Below are 13,224 nucleotides of genomic sequence, written 5' to 3' on the forward strand. Positions count from 1 at the left end.
GCGGCAACGCCCATAACCGGGGATATCTTCGAAAGCCTTCGTTTACCCTGTTTGCATAAAATCCGCTTCAGTTCCGGTCTTTCTCGTCCTGCGCCCGCCTTTCGACACAGGCTGCCCGCAGATTTTCCGCAGGGACCGGGCGGGTGCGATGGTGCGTTTCGAGGCACCGTCATCGGTAGAGGCGGCAAGTGAGTATGGCGTATGTTTCCCTTTTCCGGCGGCCGGCGGCAGTTTTTCTGCTGTCTGTGTCGCTGACCGCCTGTTCGACGGATGATCTGACCCCGCCGGGCCGAATTGATTCCTCTGCGCGGGTGAGCGCCATCGAGCCCGCCAATCGTCATGCGCGCGGCTCGCGGGAAAATCCGTATCCTGCAGCCAATACGCCGGTCACCACCTTTTCTGAAAACTCGGACGATGCCGTCCCTGCCGATCCGCGGGTGCAGGGCCAACGCCTGCCGATGATCGACAGCGACCCGGCGCAGCAGCCGCTGGCCGTTGCCAGTACGCAGCCGATGACGGTGCCTGCCGAGGGCGTCAACATGGATGCGATGATGGGCGTCGAAACCGCTTCGACACCGGTTGTCGGCTTGGCCGAGGAGCAGAACCGCGATTATGGCCGGGGCAACGAGATCGCCAGAGACAATGAGATCGCCGAAGGCAATGCCAGCCAGCCGGTGGTTGGCGGCATCGGCGGCGACAGCGTGCAGCAGCTGGGTGGGCCGCAGGCCGTCCAGGTGGCATCCGTCGATCCGGGCTATGATCCCGACCTGCCGCCGCTCAGCGCCGAAAAACAGGCCGCCGAGGAGGCGCGCAAGGCACAGTTTCTCGATCAGCAGCAGCGCGTCATGCTGCGCAAACAGCAGACGCAGGAAGAGCAGCAGGTGGCTTTCCTGCCACGTGCCGGCAATCCGCTGTCCGAATCCGAGCCTGATTTCACCGGCCGGATGCCGGCTTCGGAAGTCGCCTGCCGCCAACGGCTGAAGAAGCTCAGGGTCGAATTCACCGATATTCCACGCATTTCCAACGGCCGGGCCTGCGGCATCGACTACCCAATCCAATTGACCGGCCTTTCCGGCGGTATCGACATCAAGCCGGCCGTCAAGCTCAACTGCGAGGTGACGGAAGCCTTTGCCAAATGGGTGAAGAACGAACTGGCCCCATCGGCCCGCTACCGCTACCTCTCCGGCATCAAGACGATCAAGCCGCTCGGTGGCTACTCCTGCCGGACGATGAATTCCAAGCGCGGCAATCCGATGTCGGAACATGCGCATGGTAACGCCATCGATGTCGGCAAGTTCGTGCTGAATTCCGGCAAGGAAATCGACGTGCGCAAGCCGGGATTTTTCGCCTTCCGTGAAAAGGGCCTGCTGAAGGCGGTACGCAGCGACAGCTGCAAATATTTCAACACCGTGCTTGGTCCCGGTAGCGATCCGCAGCACAAGGATCATTTCCATTTCGACCTCAGAGAACGCAAATCCGGCTACCGGCACTGCGATTGATTTGAAGGCGTGCACAGCCAAGGACACCCGGTTTACGGTAATCCCCTTGCTATGCTGGGTTGAAGGCGATTTTTTTCGGTTTCGCGCGGACGAAAACGGGGAGTCTCAATGGAAACCAGAACCTATCTCGGCGGTTGCCTGTGTGGAAGCATCCGTTTCAGGGCAACCGGTATACCCGGCAACCCGCACACTTGCTCGTGTGAAAACTGCCAGCGGCATTCCGGTGCGCAGACGCTTTGCTGGGTGGAGTTTCCGCGCGAGGCCGTCGAATGGACCGGCGAGGGCGGGAGGCCGGCCGTCTACCGTTCGTCCGATTATTCCAGCCGCTCCTTTTGCCCAGCATGCGGTAGCACGCTGGGTGCCGTCGATGATGAGCCGGTGATTGCACTGGTCACTGGCAGTTTCGATGTGCAGGATGTCGAGGAGCTACGCCCTCTTGCGCATTCGTTCGAGGATGTGCATCCAGGCTGGTGGAAAATCCCGGCGGTGGGTTAGCTGCCGTTTCGGCCGGTGGCGCAAAAAAAATGGCCGGTCGAAACCGGCCTAAAATGAACCTTACCGAAGAGGGGACTGCCGGAGGTTCTTGCAAATCACTGTCATCGTCTGTGTCCCACGCCGCGAACATGGCGTGAGTCCATCACGGTTTCATGACAGAGGCGGAAATGTTCCCGGCCGCCGCGGCAGCGTTGTTTCAGCCGCCATGGACTGCGCTGCGCCGTTCGAGGGCTGTGCGGCGGATGATTTCAGCGATCTCCGGACTGTTCGTCGACATCATCTGGAAATCCACCGAATAGAGCGACAGCAGCGAGACTTCGGTTGCCGCGGTGACCGTGGCCGAGCGCGGTTCGCCGGTGATCAGCGCCATCTCGCCAAAGAAGCTGCCTGCGCCGATTTCCACCGGATTGGCCGTGGCGACCACGACGCTTCCCTCGACAATGAAATACATCTGGTCGCCCCTGTCGCCCTTGCGGCAGATGATGGCGCCGGCCGGCACGATACGCGGGCGCAGCGCGCGCACGACCTCGACCAGAGCGGCGGGGCCAAGTTTTTGGAACAAGGGGACCGCGGCTACCAGCTGCCAATTGCGGACGAAATCCTGGCGGCGGACTTCTTCATAAAAGCCGGTAGCGAGGATGCCGGCCCAGAGCGCGAAAATGCCGATGCCGCTCATCATCACCAGTCCGCCCAGGATACGTCCGGCAAGGCTTTGCGGGATTTCGTCGCCATAGCCAGTGGTGGACAGTGTCGCCACAGCCCACCACATCGCCTGCGGTATGCTGCCGAATCTGTCCGGCTGGACGTCACGCTCGAGCAGGTAGGCTGCCAGCGATGCGGCAAACAGCAGGATGCCGAAAACCGAGGTCACCCCGATCAGGTTTCGCGCCTCGTTGGAGATCACCCTGCCCATCATCCGGAAAAACGTCGATTGGCGCAGGGGCTTCAGCAGCCAGATGGCGCAATAGAGGCTCTGGTCGCGGCGGCCCACGAACAGGAACGCCAAAAGCGGCAGCAGGACAGCGAGAACATCGATCGCGATTGCCGGTATCGCGTCGTGGACGCCGGTTGCCTGCCGCAGCATGAGGGTTGCAAGCAATTGCAGGCCGTAGATCGTCCAGATTCCGGCCAGCAGCATCTCGAGTGCGAAGCGCACGTGCCCCTGCACGGTTGGCGTGGTGAGCGCGGCGATGGCCACAAGACCGGTCATCGCCAAGAGCACGTTAAACAGCGCGGATGTTTTTGAGAAAGACATTGCCGGCATTCGATCCCCCGAGCGCTACGTCACCCCGCAGGAAGAATAGAATGCCTCCGGCGAAGCGCAAAGGGGCGGCCGCTACAGCCAATTCCGAATCGCTGAAACGCGTGACGATCTGTTTTTGGTTTTTCTCGATTTTGCGGCTGAAATTTTCGAAGGAACACCCCATATAGAGCATCTCTTTCCGCCTCACATCCCCCGGAACATATTTCATGGCGCCCATCGTTTCCGTTTCCAATCTGGTGAAAACCTATGCGTCCGGCTTTCAGGCGCTGAAAGATGTCAGTCTCGATATCGAGGAAGGCGAAATCCTGGCATTGCTGGGGCCGAATGGCGCCGGCAAGACGACGTTGATCTCGATCATCTGCGGGATCGTCAATCCGACCAGTGGTACGGTGCTGGTCGGTGGTCACAACGTGGTCAAGGATTTTCGCGTCACCCGGGCGATGATCGGGTTGGTGCCGCAGGAATTGACGACCGACCAGTTCGAAACAGTATGGAACACGGTGTCGTTTTCGCGTGGGCTGCATGGCAAGAAGCCGGATCCGGCCCATATCGAAAAGGTGCTGAAGGATCTGTCGCTGTTCGACAAGAAGGACAACATGCTGCGCGAGCTTTCCGGCGGCATGAAACGGCGGGTGCTGATCGCCAAGGCGCTGAGCCACGAGCCGCGCGTTCTGTTCCTCGATGAGCCGACGGCGGGCGTCGACGTCAACCTGCGCAAGGACATGTGGAAGGTGGTCGAGAAGCTGCGGGAAACCGGCGTGACGATCATCTTGACGACGCACTATATCGAAGAGGCCGAAGAGATTGCCGACCGCGTCGGCGTCATCAATGGCGGCAAGATCCTTCTGATCGAGCAAAAGAAGGACCTGATGAAGAAACTCGGCCGCAAGGAGTTGCGCATCGAGCTGCAGGAGCCTGTGTCTGCCATCCCTGAGACACTTGCGTCCTATGACCTGACGGTCGAGGACAGCGGTCACAGCCTGATCTACGATTACGATTCATCCGGTGAGCGGACCGGTATCACCACGCTTTTGACGGCGCTGGCCGAAGCGGGTATCCGGCTCAAGGACATCTCGACGCGGCAGAGTTCGCTCGAGGACATTTTCGTTGAACTGGTGGGAGCAAAGGCATGAACCTCGAAGCGGTCAAGTCGATCTATTTCTTCGAGATGGCGCGCACACGCCGCACGCTTTTGCAGAGCGTCGTTTCGCCGGTCATTTCCACCTCGCTCTATTTCATCGTGTTCGGCGCCGCCGTCGGATCGCGCATCCAGGAGATCGACGGGGTTTCCTATGGCGCCTTCATCACGCCGGGACTGATCATGCTGACATTGCTCACCCAGTGTATCGGCAATGGTTCCTTCGGTATCTATTTCCCGAAATTCACCGGTACGGTCTACGAGATCTTGTCCTCGCCGGTATCGATGACGGAAATCGTACTTGGCTATGTCGGGGCGGCGGCGACCAAGGGCATGATGATCGGCATCATCATATTGGGGACGGCCTCGCTGTTCGTCGATCTGTCGATCGCCCATCCCTTCGTGATGCTGCTGTTTTTCGTGCTGACCGCCGTCACCTTCAGCCTGTTCGGCTTCATCATCGGCATCTGGGCCAAGGATTTCGAACAGCTCAATCTCATTCCGATGCTGGTCATCCCGCCGCTGGTCTTCCTTGGCGGCAGCTTCTATTCGGTCAACATGCTGCCGCCCTTCTGGCAGGCGGTCAGCCATTTCAACCCGGTTCTCTATCTGATCAGCGGTTTTCGCTGGAGCTTCTTCGAAATCGCCGACGTCAATCCGGTGATCAGCTTTGCCATCATCGTCGGCTTCCTGGCGGTGCTGATGGGCTTGCTGACGTGGATCTTCAAGACGGGGTACCGGTTGCGGAACTGACGGACGACCCTCGCCCTGCGGGAGTTACATCTTCGTCAGGGGAGTTTCTGCCGATTGCCTTTTGAAGACGGCCTTGATTGTGCCGGCGCGGCGATTGCCAGTCTCGCTCAGCATCATCATCTGCAATTGTTCACCTTTCAGTATAATGGCAATATTGAAGAGCGTGCCGCTGTAGGGGCCGCCTTTTCCTTCTTGCCACCGGCCGTTCCCGACCGCCCAGAGAGTGTTGCTGGGACTGTCTGCCTGGACAGCGGCGGACCAGCCATTGTTGGCCGCAATGGTCAGAACCGATCCATGCCGCATGATGGTGATCTTGCAGGAACTGCATTCGCCTGCATTGGAGCTCACCTGTTGCCACTCTCCTGGCAAGCCGTATTCATCTGCATAAGCGGCAGATGGCAGAAGCAATGCGGCAGTGGCAAGAAATGCTTTCAACACCCGGTTCATGCATGGCCTCCCGCCGGTTTCTTCAATCTCTCAATCTTAACTCATCCGTCTGCATCTGCAGGAAATCGAGCGTCGACAAAAAACTCATGCCGAGCAGGCTCTGGTCCAGCATGCCCTGCTGGGTAACCATCGCCTTGACGTCGTTGCGGACGATCGGGCCGATGGCGACCTCGGCAAGCGTGACGGGGGCAGCGCGCGCTTCGCCGTTGGCGGTCAGGATCGTTTGTGTATAGGAGAGCCCTGCGGGATTGAGGCCGAGCGTTTCGGCGTCCTCGTAGGACAGAGCGACACGGCTGGCGCCTGTATCGACCAGCATCTGGACGGTTGCGCCATTGACGGTGACCGGCGTTTCGAAATGACCGTTCAGCACCTTGTGCAGCACCACTTCCTGAACACCTTCGCTGTCGGTGAAGACGGCAGCCCGCCCGGGAATGAGACCGGCGGCAAGGCGGCCGCCGAAGGACTGCAGGTCGGTGCGGTAGAGATAGCCCGAGACGAGAACCAGGAGGATCAGCACCCAGATGCCGAATTGCCGCAGGCTCTGGCCGATATGGCGGCGGCTTTGGACGATGCCGGTGGCAAACATCGCGGCGATGGCGCCAAGCGTGACCAGGCGGCCGAAATCGTCGTTCATGATGCCGAAGGTGCGGCCGCTGTCGTGGTTGAGGATCAGAAAGATGAGGCCGACGGCAAGGATGCCCAGAAGGATGATCAGTCTGGTCATTCGCGGCTTACCCTTTCGCGCGCCATGCGGGTCCGGCGCGTTTCACGGCGGGGTTTGCGCTCGACCGTTTCCAGCCGCGCCGGCAGGCTGTCCATGATGTCGCGCCGTTCCTGCGCTGTGTAGAGTGTCCAGGCACCGATTTCGTCACGTGTGCGGCCGCAACCGAAACAAAATCCGGTTTTCATGTCGATCGAACAGACGAGAATGCAGGGTGTTTCCATAAGGGCGTGACAATCCAAGCAAGCGTGGTTCAGACTTATATCGTTGTTTCAAATAGCTAGCGCAAGGGCTGCAAAAACGGCGATTTCGGTCAATTGTTGTGTGGCACCGATTGTGTCGCCGGTATGGCCGCCGATCTTGCCGTTGACGATTTCGCTGAAGACGGGAACCGTGACGGCAAAGGCGGCGATGGCGAGGATTGCGGCCAAAAGCGAGGCGCCCGACAAGAGCAGCAAAAGCGCTGCCGACACGACGCCGAAAATCAGCGCAAAGGTAACAGCCGGGGCCTGCGGTTCGCCAGCCGACGCGGCAACGCCATCCTGGCGTGCGGGCGGAAGTTTCGACCAGTGCCAGACCATGGCGGTGCGGCTGAGGGCGGCTACGGCGAGCACCAGCAATCCGGCGCCTCTTGGCGATACCAGGGGCAGGACGGCAGCCAGAGCCGAGACCCTGAGCCCAAACGACAGGATGAGGGCAACCGCACCATAGGATCCGATGCGGCTATCCTTCATGATAACAAGCGCTTTTTCCTTAGTCCTGCCGCCGCCAAGGCCATCCGCCGTATCGCTGAGGCCGTCTTCGTGCAGGGCGCCGGTGATCAGGGCCTGGACTGCGACTGCGACGAAGGCCGTGAACAGCGGTGAGACCTGGAAGGCGGTGAAGACCGAGACGATGGCCGCGGCTGGCAGCACGATCAGCAGTCCGGCCAGCGGAAAGGCACGCACCGCGCGGCTGAGGCGGCCGTCAAAATTGACGAAATGACGCTGCGGCATGTGGATACGGCTGAGGAATGCCACGGAGCGGGCCACGTCGTCGATGAAATCGCGGATATCGAACATGAAATCGGTCCCCAAGGCCGATCCGCCCCCAGCGAATCGGTGTTTTCAAGCCGATCATGCGACGGCGACACGAACGGGCGCAAATGCCGTTGCCGGATTTGTCGCAGCGCTTTATGAGGAAGCACCTTTGCGAAGCCATGCTTCGCCGACGACAAGACGAGACAAGGATTTTCTCCATGAGTGCCAGCGGCCTGCCGTTCGACGATTTCCGTGAATTGCTGCGTAACCTGCCGGGTCCGGATAGTGCCGCGCTGGTGGCAGCCCGCGACCGCGATGCGCAACTGACGAAGCCGCCGGGAGCACTGGGCCGGCTTGAGGAAATCGCGTTCTGGCTTGCCGCCTGGACGGGCAGGGCGCCTGCGGTCAACCGGCCGCTGGTGGCGATCTTTGCTGGCAATCACGGCGTCACCCGGCAGGGCGTCACGCCGTTTCCGCCCTCGGTGACGGCGCAGATGGTCGAGAATTTTGCAGCCGGTGGCGCTGCCATCAACCAGATTTGCGTCAGCCATGATCTCGGCCTGAAAGTATTCGATCTGGCGCTGGAGTATCCGACCGGCGACATCACCGAAGAGGCGGCTCTGTCTGAACGCGACTGCGCTGCCACCATGGCTTTCGGCATGGAAGCGGTCGCTGGCGGCACCGATCTTCTGTGCATCGGCGAAATGGGGATTGGCAACACGACCATCGCAGCGGCGATCAATCTGGCGCTCTATGGTGGCACTGCCGAGGAATGGGTCGGTCCCGGCACGGGATCACAGGGTGCTGTTCTCGCCCGTAAGATCGCGGCTGTCGAAAAGGCAGTGACGCTGCATGGCGATCATCTCTCCGATCCGTTCGAAGTGCTGCGCCGCCTCGGTGGCCGCGAGATCGCCGCGATGGCGGGTGCCATCCTGGCGGCCCGCATGCAGAAAATCCCTGTCATCATCGACGGCTATGTCGCAACGACGGCGGCGGCAATCCTGAAAGCCGCCAATCCGGCGGCGCTCGATCACTGCCTGATCGGCCATGTTTCGGCAGAGCCGGGCCATATGAAGGCGATCGAGATGCTCGGCAAGACGCCGCTGCTTGCTCTCGGCATGCGGCTTGGCGAGGGTACGGGCGCAGCGCTTGCTGCCGGTATCGTCAAGGCGGCTGCTGCCTGCCACTCCGGTATGGCGACGTTTGCACAGGCCGGCGTCAGCAACAAGAGCTGACGGCGGTCTTCTGGGGCAGGTATAGTCCGGCGAATGCTGCGCTGAGCAGCATCGCTCAGGGGATGCCAGGGACGATTTCCGGTCGATACTGTCAATTGCAAGTCTTCTCGGGCTCCGGCTGCCAGACCGGGGCTTGATAGCCCACGGCTTCTCACCTATTCGAGAGCGGCGATCCATTGAACGATTGTGGTGTGAGTGGCCCGTATTCACGGCGCATTCAGGCTGATGTCAGTATCGCGTGTTCCTTGCAGCTTTTTGCAGAGAACGGAGCGAGCATGTATCTGAACGAGGACTATCGTCGAATGGCCAATGAGAAGCCGGTAAAAAAGCTGACGGGAATCCGGCATTTCTTCGCGGCTGCCACTTATTCCTTCGGCGGCGCCAAGCGCCTTCTTGGCGAAGCAGCTTTCCGCCATGAGCTTGGCGCGTTTGCCGTCGCGATGATCCTGTTTGCCATCACCGGCGCGACCTTTTTCCAGTATGTTGCGGCCGGTGTGCTGTTTCTGCTGATGATTGCCTTTGAGGCGCTGAATACGGCGATCGAGGAAATCGTCGATCGTGTTTCACCGGAAATTTCCGATATGGGCAAGAATGCCAAGGATCTGGGTTCGCTCGCCTGCCTGTGCATCATCCTCGCCAATGGCGGTTATGTCGCCTATGTCGTGGTTTTCTCGCATTTCTTCGGCATTTGAGGCCTGAATCGGCAGGCGGCGATTTTATTCCCTCTTCAACAGTCAAATTTAATTGAGCGATTTCTTTCTGTTCTGACGCTAATCAAAGTTGACGCGAAATATCATGATTATATACCGGGGCCGCCGGACAAGATGGTCCGCAGAAAACTCGGAGAGGTTTCCATGACAATTTCCTTCTCAGGCTCGATGAGCGCGCTGGCGTTCGCGGCTCTTTTCGCCAGCACCGGTGCAACCGTCGCCCTTGCCCAGGAAGATATCGGCATCGTCGTCTATAACGCCCAGCACGAAAGCCTCGGTGTTGCCTGGGCCGAAGCCTTTACCAAGGAAACCGGTATCAAGGTGACGCTGCGCAAGGGCAGCGACATGGAATTCGCCAACCAGATCGTCCAGGAAGGCGCCGCATCGCCAGCCGACGTGTTCCTGACCGAAAATTCGCCGGCGATGTCGCTGGTTGATGGAGCCGGGCTGTTCGAGCCGGTCGCTGCCGGGACTCTGGCGCAGGTGCCTGAGAATTTCCGGCCGTCGAACGGCCACTGGATCGGCGTTGCCGCGCGCTCGACCGTCTTTGCCTATGACAAGACCAAGCTGACCGAGGACAAGCTGCCGAAGTCGATGCTGGATCTCGCCGATCCAAGCTGGAAGGGCCGCTGGGCCGCATCACCAGCAGGCGCCGATTTCCAGGCCATCGTCAGCGCGCTTCTGTCGCTGAAGGGCGAAGAAGCGACGGCCTCCTGGCTGAAGGCGATGAAAGAAAACTTCACCGCCTACAAGGGCAACTCGACGGCGATGAAGGCCGTCAATGCCGGTGAAGTCGAAGGTGCCGTGATCTATCACTACTACTATTTCGGCGATCAGGCGAAGACCGGCGAGAACTCGAAGAACGTGGCATTGCACTTCTTCAAGAACGAGGATCCGGGCGCATTCGTCAGCATTTCCGGTGGTGGCGTGCTCGCCTCCAGCCAGCACAAGGAGAATGCCCAGAAATTCCTCGCCTGGATCACCGGCAAGGGCGGGCAGGGCATCCTTCGCGACGGCACCTCGTTCGAATATGCTGTCGGCAATGGCGAAGCTTCGAACAAGGCCCTGCCAGCACTTTCGGATCTGCAGTACCCCAAGGTCGATCCGGCCACACTCAACAGCGCAAAAGTCACAGACCTGATGACGGACGCCGGTCTGCTGTGATAGGCAGAACCTAAACCTGATCGGAACGCTCCGGTTAGGTATCGTCATTCCGGACTGCCGGTGACATTCGCAGCCGCTCATAAAAAAAGGGCTGCGAATGTTGTTTTGCTTTGAAAGCAGAGATTTTGAGCGCCACCGCGTTTCCTGCCGAACCCGTTTCTGCCCTGCGCCGGCTGATCATCGCCGCCAAAGGACGATCCAGGGTTCCTTATCTCTGGGTCACGATCGTTGCGGCTTTCGTGTCTCTCGTCAGCCTGATGCCGCTCGGCTTTATCGCATGGGTTTCGGTGCAGACCGGCTGGGAAACCGCCTCGAAACTGATTTTTCGCGGCCGCGTCGGCGAATTGCTGATCAATACGGCTCTGCTTGAACTCTGCACGTTACCGCTGACGATCGCGCTTTCCGTGGCGCTGGCCTGGTTAACCGAGCGCACCGATCTGCCCGGTGCGCGGCTGTGGTCGATGCTGGCGGTGGCGCCGCTTGCCGTTCCGGCGTTCGTGCACAGCTATGCCTGGATCAGCCTCGTGCCCGGGCTGCATGGCCTGACCGGCGGTGTACTGGTGTCGGTGCTTGCCTACTTCCCATTTCTCTATCTGCCTGTGGCGGCTCAGTTGCGCCGTCTCGACCCGGCGATCGAGGATGCGGCAGCCTCGCTTGGCCTGAACCCGTGGCAGGTGTTTTTTCGCGCTGTCCTGCCGCAGTTGAGGCTGGCGATCTGTGGCGGCTCGCTGCTGGTTGGTCTGCATCTGCTCGCCGAATACGGGCTCTATGTGATGATCCGCTTCGATACGTTCTCGACGGCGATCGTTGATCAGTTCCAGTCCGCCTTCAACGGCCCGGCGGCGAATATGCTGGCTGGCGTTCTGGTGTCGTGCTGCCTGCTGCTTCTGGTTATCGAGGCTGTCCTGCGCGGTGGCGAACGTTATGCGCGAGTGGGCTCCGGTGCGGCCCGGCCGGCTGACCGCCGCAGGCTTGGGCATATGGTCATCCCGGCGATCGCATTGAATGCCGTGACGGCGGCGCTGGCTATCGGTGTGCCGTTCGTCACCCTGACACGCTGGCTTTATATTGGCGGCGCGGAAATCTGGCGGATCGATCTTGTCGGTGGTGCTTTCGGCCAGACTGTCGTGCTTGCCATTGCCGGCGGTGTTCTGGCGACCATTGCGGCGGCGCCGATGGCCTGGCTGTCGGTACGGGCGCCGGGGCGGCTGCAGCGGATTCTCGAAGCATGCCACTATTATGTCGGCTCGTTACCCGGCGTCGTGGTGGCGCTGGCGCTGGTGACCATCACGGTGCGGCTGGTGCTGCCGCTCTACCAGACATTTGCCACGCTGTTCCTCGCTTACATCATGCTGTTTTTGCCACGCGCCATGGTCGGCCTGCGCACCAGTATCGCGCAGGCGCCGGTCGAGCTTGAGCGCGCTGCCATGGCTTTGGGACGCACACCATTCCAGGCCGTCCGCCAGACGACGATGCGGCTTGCGGCACCCGGCATTGCAGCCAGTACGGCGCTGGTGGCGCTCGGCATCACCAACGAATTGACGGCGACCTTGATGCTTTCGCCAACGGGCGTCGAAACGCTGGCAACGAAATTCTGGTCGCTGACCAGCGAGATCGACTATGTCGCAGCGGCTCCCTATGCGGTGATGATGGTGCTTTTGTCGCTGCCGCTCACTTTCCTCCTTTACGTGCAATCCAGACGGGCAACCGGACAATGACGTTTCTGACACTCGATGCGATCAGCAAATCCTACGGCCCGACGGTGGCACTCGACGCCATCGGCATGGCGATCGAGGCGGGCGGACGCACGGCGATCGTTGGACCTTCCGGGTCCGGCAAGACGACGCTGTTGCGCATCGTCGCCGGTTTCGAGACGCCAGACAGCGGTTCGCTGGTGCTGGATGGAAAGACACTTGCCGGCAACGGCGCGTTCGTTCCGGCGCACCGGCGCGGGATCGGCATCGTTTCCCAGGATGGCGCGCTGTTCCCGCATCTGACCGTCGCCGACAATATCGGTTTCGGATTGGCCAAGAATGCGCCTGGCCGCGCCCAGCGGATCGCCGAGTTGATGGAAATGGTCGAGCTTGACGATGTCATGGCCACGAGGCGTCCGCACCAGCTTTCCGGCGGCCAGCAGCAGCGGGTCGCGCTTGCCCGGGCGCTGGCGCTCAAGCCACGGCTGATGCTGCTCGATGAGCCGTTTTCGGCACTCGATACCGGTCTTCGTGATACGCTCCGGCGCACGGTGGCGCGCGTGCTGCGGGCGGCAGGAACGACGGCGATCCTGGTGACGCATGATCAGGCGGAAGCCTTGTCGTTTGCCGATCAGGTGGCGGTGCTGAGGCAGGGGCGGCTTGTCCAGTTCGGCTCGCCGCGCACGCTCTACGGAAAGCCGCGGGATCGCGAAACGGCGACCTTCCTGGGCGAGGCCATCCTGCTTGACGCCAGCATCGCGTCGGGGCGGGCGCAGTGCGCATTGGGCTCATTGGTGGTCGAGGCGGGGCTCCAGGCAGGCAAGGCAACAGTCATGTTGCGCCCCGAGCAGATACGGTTGAAGACCGCCGCTGCGGGAACCACGATCGAAGGCCCGTTCGGGCGTGTCGATGATGTCGAGTTCGGGGGCGGTAACTGTATGGTTCTGGTCAGGATCGATCGCAGCGACCGGGCCATGCCGGATTTCCTGTCGATCAAATGCGCCGGCGCCGACATTCCCGAGCCGGGCGACCTGGTGGGAATCAGTGTTCACGGCACGGCGCATGTTTTGCCGGACTGACTATCC

At 60.8% G+C, this 13,224-nt stretch carries 15 protein-coding genes; 9 read left to right on the forward strand and 6 right to left on the reverse strand.

Annotation, left to right across the window (positions count from 1 at the left end):
• The first annotated feature begins 194 nt into the window (after positions 1–194).
• Both ASD36_RS14140 and ASD36_RS14145 read left to right on the forward strand, forming a co-directional pair.
• The gene (locus ASD36_RS14140; protein WP_060506283.1) at positions 195–1,499 is read left to right on the forward strand and encodes an extensin family protein; all 1,305 of its coding nucleotides are present in this window, start codon (positions 195–197) and stop codon (positions 1,497–1,499) included.
• Positions 1,500–1,607: 108 nt separating this feature from the next.
• Complete coding sequence (locus ASD36_RS14145) at positions 1,608–1,994, forward strand: GFA family protein (RefSeq protein WP_060506284.1); 387 nt, start codon at positions 1,608–1,610, stop codon at positions 1,992–1,994.
• 196 nt (positions 1,995–2,190) lie between these two features.
• Here the strand turns inward: ASD36_RS14145 and ASD36_RS14150 are convergent, their stop codons facing one another.
• Positions 2,191–3,258 carry a cyclic nucleotide-gated ion channel gene (locus ASD36_RS14150; protein ID WP_060506285.1) on the reverse strand — a complete coding sequence of 356 codons (1,068 nt, stop codon included), beginning with the start codon at positions 3,256–3,258 and terminating at the stop codon, positions 2,191–2,193.
• Entirely contained in the window at positions 3,218–3,475 is a 258-nt protein-coding gene (locus ASD36_RS14155; RefSeq protein ID WP_060506286.1) for a hypothetical protein, read from the reverse strand. The genes ASD36_RS14150 and ASD36_RS14155 overlap by 41 nt, the downstream gene beginning before the upstream one ends.
• On the opposite strand from ASD36_RS14155, the gene ASD36_RS14160 reads away from it, so the two are divergent.
• Complete coding sequence (locus tag ASD36_RS14160; RefSeq protein ID WP_060506287.1) at positions 3,465–4,391, forward strand: ABC transporter ATP-binding protein; 927 nt, start codon at positions 3,465–3,467, stop codon at positions 4,389–4,391. The genes ASD36_RS14155 and ASD36_RS14160 overlap by 11 nt on opposite strands.
• A complete protein-coding gene (locus ASD36_RS14165; RefSeq protein WP_060506288.1) occupies positions 4,388–5,149 on the forward strand; it encodes an ABC transporter permease in 762 nt (253 codons plus the stop codon). Before ASD36_RS14160 ends, ASD36_RS14165 begins: the two co-directional genes overlap by 4 nt.
• A gap of 24 nt (positions 5,150–5,173) precedes the next feature.
• Here ASD36_RS14165 and ASD36_RS14170 read toward each other — a convergent pair whose 3' ends face one another.
• From ASD36_RS14170 to ASD36_RS14185, 4 genes are read right to left on the reverse strand one after another with little or no spacing between them, the layout of a single operon-like run.
• Positions 5,174–5,596, reverse strand: a complete 423-nt coding sequence (locus tag ASD36_RS14170; protein WP_060506289.1) for a hypothetical protein — start codon at positions 5,594–5,596, stop codon at positions 5,174–5,176.
• Positions 5,597–5,618: 22 nt separating this feature from the next.
• Complete coding sequence (locus ASD36_RS14175) at positions 5,619–6,320, reverse strand: TIGR02281 family clan AA aspartic protease (protein ID WP_060506290.1); 702 nt, start codon at positions 6,318–6,320, stop codon at positions 5,619–5,621.
• Positions 6,317–6,541 (reverse strand): DUF1289 domain-containing protein, encoded by a 225-nt coding sequence (locus ASD36_RS14180; RefSeq protein WP_060506291.1) that lies wholly within the window; start codon positions 6,539–6,541, stop codon positions 6,317–6,319. Before ASD36_RS14180 ends, ASD36_RS14175 begins: the two co-directional genes overlap by 4 nt.
• 48 nt (positions 6,542–6,589) lie before the next feature.
• On the reverse strand, positions 6,590–7,378 hold the full coding sequence (locus ASD36_RS14185; RefSeq protein WP_060506332.1) for an adenosylcobinamide-GDP ribazoletransferase: 789 nt from the start codon (positions 7,376–7,378) through the stop codon (positions 6,590–6,592).
• Between the two features lie 176 nt (positions 7,379–7,554).
• Here ASD36_RS14185 and cobT point away from each other — a divergent pair, with 176 nt between their 5' ends.
• The 5 genes from cobT to ASD36_RS14210 all read left to right on the forward strand — a co-directional run bounded on the left by cobT (position 7,555) and on the right by ASD36_RS14210 (position 13,218).
• On the forward strand, positions 7,555–8,571 hold the full coding sequence (gene cobT, locus ASD36_RS14190) for a nicotinate-nucleotide--dimethylbenzimidazole phosphoribosyltransferase (protein WP_060506292.1): 1,017 nt from the start codon (positions 7,555–7,557) through the stop codon (positions 8,569–8,571).
• Positions 8,572–8,846: 275 nt separating this feature from the next.
• Positions 8,847–9,263 carry a diacylglycerol kinase gene (locus ASD36_RS14195; RefSeq protein WP_082512287.1) on the forward strand — a complete coding sequence of 139 codons (417 nt, stop codon included), beginning with the start codon at positions 8,847–8,849 and terminating at the stop codon, positions 9,261–9,263.
• Between the two features lie 162 nt (positions 9,264–9,425).
• Entirely contained in the window at positions 9,426–10,445 is a 1,020-nt protein-coding gene (locus ASD36_RS14200) for an iron ABC transporter substrate-binding protein (protein ID WP_060506293.1), read from the forward strand.
• A gap of 164 nt (positions 10,446–10,609) precedes the next feature.
• The gene (locus ASD36_RS14205; protein ID WP_200954905.1) at positions 10,610–12,163 is read left to right on the forward strand and encodes an iron ABC transporter permease; all 1,554 of its coding nucleotides are present in this window, start codon (positions 10,610–10,612) and stop codon (positions 12,161–12,163) included.
• A complete protein-coding gene (locus tag ASD36_RS14210) occupies positions 12,160–13,218 on the forward strand; it encodes an ABC transporter ATP-binding protein (RefSeq protein ID WP_060506294.1) in 1,059 nt (352 codons plus the stop codon). Before ASD36_RS14205 ends, ASD36_RS14210 begins: the two co-directional genes overlap by 4 nt.
• Positions 13,219–13,224 lie beyond the last annotated feature (6 nt).

It is taken from the genome of Rhizobium sp. Root1334 (genome assembly GCF_001426665.1).
Lineage (GTDB): Bacteria > Pseudomonadota > Alphaproteobacteria > Rhizobiales > Rhizobiaceae > Pararhizobium.

Bases quoted from the DNA above. Each gene is read 5' to 3' on its own strand.
- ASD36_RS14140 (WP_060506283.1), top strand. From the start codon at position 195: ATGGCGTATGTTTCCCTTTTCCGGCGGCCGGCGGCAGTTTTTCTGCTG.
- ASD36_RS14145 (WP_060506284.1), top strand. From the start codon at position 1,608: ATGGAAACCAGAACCTATCTCGGCGGTTGCCTGTGTGGAAGCATCCGT.
- ASD36_RS14150 (WP_060506285.1), bottom strand. From the start codon at position 3,258: ATGCCGGCAATGTCTTTCTCAAAAACATCCGCGCTGTTTAACGTGCTC.
- ASD36_RS14160 (WP_060506287.1), top strand. From the start codon at position 3,465: ATGGCGCCCATCGTTTCCGTTTCCAATCTGGTGAAAACCTATGCGTCC.
- ASD36_RS14155 (WP_060506286.1), bottom strand. From the start codon at position 3,475: ATGGGCGCCATGAAATATGTTCCGGGGGATGTGAGGCGGAAAGAGATG.
- ASD36_RS14165 (WP_060506288.1), top strand. From the start codon at position 4,388: ATGAACCTCGAAGCGGTCAAGTCGATCTATTTCTTCGAGATGGCGCGC.
- ASD36_RS14170 (WP_060506289.1), bottom strand. From the start codon at position 5,596: ATGAACCGGGTGTTGAAAGCATTTCTTGCCACTGCCGCATTGCTTCTG.
- ASD36_RS14175 (WP_060506290.1), bottom strand. From the start codon at position 6,320: ATGACCAGACTGATCATCCTTCTGGGCATCCTTGCCGTCGGCCTCATC.
- ASD36_RS14180 (WP_060506291.1), bottom strand. From the start codon at position 6,541: ATGGAAACACCCTGCATTCTCGTCTGTTCGATCGACATGAAAACCGGA.
- ASD36_RS14185 (WP_060506332.1), bottom strand. From the start codon at position 7,378: ATGTTCGATATCCGCGATTTCATCGACGACGTGGCCCGCTCCGTGGCA.
- cobT (WP_060506292.1), top strand. From the start codon at position 7,555: ATGAGTGCCAGCGGCCTGCCGTTCGACGATTTCCGTGAATTGCTGCGT.
- ASD36_RS14195 (WP_082512287.1), top strand. From the start codon at position 8,847: ATGTATCTGAACGAGGACTATCGTCGAATGGCCAATGAGAAGCCGGTA.
- ASD36_RS14200 (WP_060506293.1), top strand. From the start codon at position 9,426: ATGACAATTTCCTTCTCAGGCTCGATGAGCGCGCTGGCGTTCGCGGCT.
- ASD36_RS14210 (WP_060506294.1), top strand. From the start codon at position 12,160: ATGACGTTTCTGACACTCGATGCGATCAGCAAATCCTACGGCCCGACG.